General features: G+C 70.8%; 3 protein-coding genes. 2 read left to right on the top strand and 1 reads right to left on the bottom strand.

Annotated elements, in window-relative coordinates:
* Positions 1 to 233: 233 nt before the first annotated feature.
* Positions 234 to 1064 (bottom strand): DUF1080 domain-containing protein, encoded by an 831-nt coding sequence (locus FJ309_17135; protein ID MBM3956298.1) that lies wholly within the window; start codon positions 1062 to 1064, stop codon positions 234 to 236.
* Between FJ309_17135 and FJ309_17130 the strand changes: the two genes are divergently transcribed.
* Together FJ309_17130 and FJ309_17125 are read left to right on the top strand one after the other, a co-directional pair.
* Complete coding sequence (locus FJ309_17130) at positions 991 to 2418, top strand: sulfatase (GenBank protein MBM3956297.1); 1428 nt, start codon at positions 991 to 993, stop codon at positions 2416 to 2418. The genes FJ309_17135 and FJ309_17130 overlap by 74 nt on opposite strands.
* Before the next feature lie 45 nt (positions 2419 to 2463).
* A complete protein-coding gene (locus tag FJ309_17125; protein ID MBM3956296.1) occupies positions 2464 to 4392 on the top strand; it encodes a S9 family peptidase in 1929 nt (642 codons plus the stop codon).
* Positions 4393 to 4396 lie beyond the last annotated feature (4 nt).

Below are 4396 nucleotides of genomic sequence, written 5' to 3'. Positions count from 1 at the left end.
GGTGCTCGTCTCGCGGTGGATGCCGATCCTGCCTGAGGCGGTCGCCTGCATGGCGGGACTGGCAGGCATGAGGTTCGGCACGTTCTTCGCCGCGCTGACGGCGGGCTGCGTGCCGACCGGATTCGCCTTCGCCTGGGTCGGCGCGGTGGCCAGGGAGAGCGAAAGTCTGGCCTTGGTCCTCAGCGCGGTCCTGCCCGTGGCGGCCTGGCTCGTCGCCGCACGATTCCGCAAGGTCAGGGAAGCTCGCGGATCCTGACGCCGCGGTACCAGACCCGCTTGGCCTCATCCTGGAAGCCGACATGGCCTTCCGCGGGTCGGTCCTTCATCGGCGAACGGTCAAGGTCGAGCACGATGGTGCGACGTCCGTTGAAGACGACCTCGAGCCGCCGCGACTTCAGCGTGAGGGTGTAGCGGTTCCACTCGCCGGCGGGACGCACGCGGTTCTCCGCCGGACCCATGGCGCGGATGATGCCGCCGCAGTCATGGTGGCCGGGCTTAGCCAGGCCGTGGGTGTCGAGGATCTGGAGCTCGATCCCCTTGGCGACGGGATCGAGCGGATCGGCCACGCAGAAGAAGACGCCGGAATTGCCGGTGGGCTCGAACTTGAACTCGAGGTCGAGGACGAAGTCGCGGTACTTGCGCTCGGTGAAGAGGTAGGCGTCGAAACGCTTCCAGCCGGTCTCGCCCGGACGGGGTCGCAGGGTCACGGTGCCGTCGGCGTCGTAGACCCAGTTGCCCTTGGTGCGCCAGCCGGACAGGTCCTTGCCGTTGAAGAGCGGGGCGAAGCCGGCGGCGTCCGCGGCGGGATGCGAAGCGTCCACGGCGGGCTCGCTCACGGGGTAGGGCTCCGGCGCGGCGATGGCGAACGATGCGAGGAGGATCGGCAGCAGGGGCTTCTTCATCGGGGTGCGGACATCGTGGGCACGGCCCGGCGGCGGGCGAGAAAACTTCTGCGTTCCCAGACGCAGGAAAGCGGGGCACCATCCCGGCATGCCCCCGCTCCTGGCCGCCTTGCTGCTGTTCGCCGCCGTGTCGCCGGCGGCGGAGGCCCGACGGCCGGACATCGTGGTGTTCCTGACGGATGACCTCGGGCAACTGGATACGACCCCCTACGGAGGCGGAGGCATCCGCACGCCCCACGTCGCCGCGCTGGCCGACGCCGGCCTGACCTTCGACCGGGCCTACGTCGCCTCGCCGAGCTGCGCCCCGAGCCGCGCCGCGCTGCTGACGGGGCTCATGCCGGCCAGGAACGGCGCCTCCTCCAATCACGCCAAGCCGCGAGCGGAGATCCGCAAATGGCCATCCTACTTCAAGGAGCTGGGCTACGAGGTCGCAGCCTTCGGCAAAGTCTCCCACTACCGCCACACGGCGGACTACGGCTTCGACGTCTTCGCCCACGACACCTTCCATGACCCCGAGGGCGTGCCCGCCGCGTTGAAGTTCCTCCGCGCGAGGCCCAAGGACGCCAGGCCGCTCTGCCTGATGGTCGGAAGCAACTGGCCGCATGTCCCGTGGCCGGCCGCCGACGGAGTCCATCGTCCGGACGACCTCCGGCTGCCCGCGCTCAGCGTCGACACGCCGCAGACGCGGCTCTGGCGGGCGCGCTACGCCGACGCGGTCGCGCGCGGCGACGCGGAACTCGGCGAGGTGATGCGCACGGTCCGCGAGACGCTGCCGGCCTCCACGGTCTTCGTCTTCTCCAGCGACCACGGCGCGCAATGGCCCTTCGGAAAATGGAACCTTTACGAAGCCGGCGTCGCCACGCCGCTCATCGTATCCTGGCCGGGCACGGTCGCGGCCGGGAAGCGCACCGGGGCGATGGTCAGCTGGGTCGACCTGCTGCCGACGCTTCTCGAGGCGGCGGGAGGCGAGGCCCCCTCGGGCATCGACGGACGTTCCTTCCTGTCCGTGCTGCGCGGCGCGGACCGGCATCGCGACCGGATCTTCACCACGCACGCCAACGACAACCGGATGAACGTCTATCCCGCCCGCGCCGTCCGTGACGGGCGGTGGAAATACGTCCGCAACCTCCGTCCCGACTGGGCGTTCACCACGCACATCGACCTCCAGGAGAGCCGGGGTGACGGGCTCGGCCAGCGCGCGTTCTTCGCGGAATGGGAGAGGCTGGCGAAGACCGACGCGGCGGCGGCCGCGACGCTGGACCGCTACCACCGCCGGCCGGCGGAGGAACTTTACGACCTGGAGAAGGATCCGGCTGAACGCTCGAACGTGGCGGCGGATCCGGCCAACGCGGCCAGGCTGGCCGAGCTCCGCGCGGCCTTGGACGCATGGATGCGCGAGCAAGGCGACGACGGCGCCGTGCCCGTGGCAGGCCGGCCCTTGTCCGACCCCGAATCCTTCGGGCCGGCGGGCGCCGCCGCAGAGGCGAAGGCGGCGACCCGACGTAAGAAAAAGTGAGCGGCCGAGGCTCGCCCTCGCCGAACGGAGGACTTATGGAAGGACATGCCCCGCCCCGGCCTGCTCCTCGCGGCCATCCTCGTCGGATGCGTCGCCCCCACCCTTCCGCACCCGTCCAATTTCGTCGCCGACGCGGTGCCGCAGGTCCCCGCGGCCCTCGCCGAAGAGATGGACCCCTACCTCAACCTCGGCGGCGCCGGCTTCAAGGGATGGGACTCCCGCGGTCGCGCCGCCATCGTCTCGACCCGCATCGGCAGCGCCTCGCACCTGCACCGCATGACCGAGGCGCTGGGCAAGCGGGCCGCGCTCACGCGCGGAACGGAGCCGGTGAAATACGGCTGGTTCCAGCCGGGCGGCACGAAGCTGGCCTACCTCGCCGACCAGGGCGGAGATGAGAACTACCAGCTGTTCCTGACCGACGCCGCCGACGCCAAGGCCAAGCCCTCGTTGATCACGGACGGACGCTCCCGCAACACCGACCCCCGATGGTCGGCGGACGGCCGACGCATCGCCTGGGCCTCGAACCGTCGCAATGGCAAGGACAGCGACATCCTGGTCGTCGACGTGAAGGCGCCCTCGAAGGTGCGCGCGCTCGTGACGGGATCATCGCCCGGCTGGTCGGCGACGGCCTGGGCTCCCGACGGCCGCTGGCTGCTGGTGCGGCAGTCGGTCAGCATCGAACGCACCCGGCTGCACCAGGCGGACCTGGCGACGGGCAAGCTCACCGAAGTGACGCCCACCGGGGCTTCCCACCCCTTCAGCCACGTGCGTCTGTCCGTGGACGGAAACGGCGCCTACGCGCTCTCGACCCTGGGCGGCGACTTCCTGCGCCCCGTCCGCCTCGACTTCGCCGCACGGACGGTGAAGGCGCTGGAAGGGGCTCCTGAATGGGACTGCGAGGAACTCGAGGTCTCCGCGGACGGGAGACGCCTCGCCGTCATCGTCAACGTGGACGGCCGGTCGGAACTGCGCTGCTGGGAGCTGCCGTCGGGCAAGCCCCTCCGCGCCCCCGCGATCCGCCCCGGCGTCATCTCCGACCTCGCGTTCCGGCCGGGCAGCCATGAGGTCGGCTTCACGCTCAACTCGGAGGACTCTCCCAGCGACGCGTGGTCGGCGGACCTCGACTCGGGGGCGCTCACCCGCTGGACCGACCGGACCTCCAAGCCCAAGGTCGAGGTCAAGGCTCCCGAAGCGACGACCGTCCGCGTGCGCAGCTTCGACGGCGAGCAGATCCCCTGCCTCGTCTACCTGCCCGACCCCGCGAAGTTCCCCGGCCGGCGTCCGGCCATCATGATCTTCCACGGCGGCCCCGAGGGACAGTCCCGTCCCGGCTTCCGCGGCGGCCTGCTCTACTACCTGGACCGTCTGGGCGTCGCGCTCATCTACCCGAACGTGCGCGGATCCTCCGGCTACGGACGCCGCTACCTCAACCTCGACAACGGCGTGCGACGCGGCGACGCGGTGAAGGACGTCGGGCCCGTGCTGGACTGGGCCGCAGGGCACCCGCGCATCGACCCGGCCCGCATCGCCGCCTTCGGCGGAAGCTACGGCGGCTTCATGTGCCTCGCGAGCATGGCGGAGTTCGGCGAGCGCTTCCGTTGCGGCGTGGACGTCGTCGGGGTGACCAACATGGTCACCCTGCTCGAGCAGACCTCGGACTACCGGCGCGCCGCACGCCGGGCAGAGTACGGCGACGAGCGCAAGCCCGAGGTGCGGGCCGCCCTGGAGGCGGTCGCCCCCGCCCGCAACGCGGCCCGTATCCGCGCCCCGCTGCTCGTGATCCACGGACGCAACGACCCGCGCGTGCCCCTGGCGGAGGCGGTGCGCATCCGCGACGCCGTGAGGTCCAATGGCGGCGAGGTCTGGTATCTGGTGGCCGAGGACGAGGGCCATGGGTTCTCCAAGAAGTCCAACGTCGACCACCAGGCCAGGGTCACGGCCCTCTTCCTGAAGGAGCGCCTGCTCGACCCTTAATTGA

The organism is Planctomycetota bacterium (genome assembly GCA_016872555.1).
Classification (GTDB): Bacteria; Planctomycetota; Planctomycetia; order Pirellulales; family UBA1268; genus F1-20-MAGs016.
This window is presented reverse-complemented; position numbering and strand designations above follow the sequence as displayed.